1 protein-coding gene is annotated in these 280 nt (G+C 85.0%); it reads left to right on the top strand.

The annotated features are described in order from the left end of the window. Positions 1 to 280 (top strand): hypothetical protein (locus tag QWY29_RS20230; RefSeq protein ID WP_300963027.1); only part of this gene is annotated, 280 nt, incomplete at both ends.

Raw genomic sequence — 280 nt, 5'->3', positions numbered from 1 at the left:
GCAGGCCCGCGAGGCGCGGGACGCGGCCGCCGCCTCGGCCGCCTCCGCGGAGACCGCGGCCCGGGACGTCGCCACCGCGCGCGACGCGCTCGTCGCCGACCTGGCCCGCCTCCAGGGCACGAGCACCGAGCTGGCCGCGCAGCGGCAGGCCGCGCTCGAGCAGCGTGCCCAGGAGGCGGCCGCCCAGGCGGCGGCCGACGCAGCCGCCGCAGCCGCGGCGGCCGAGCAGGAGGAGCCGCCGGCGCCGGAGCAGGCGCCCGCGACCCCGCCGGAGCCGGCC

This window comes from Nocardioides abyssi, from assembly GCF_030412915.1.
Classification (GTDB): domain Bacteria; phylum Actinomycetota; class Actinomycetes; order Propionibacteriales; family Nocardioidaceae; genus Nocardioides; species Nocardioides abyssi.
Note: the sequence above shows the minus strand (reverse complement) of the source record. Positions and strands in the feature narration are given on the sequence as shown.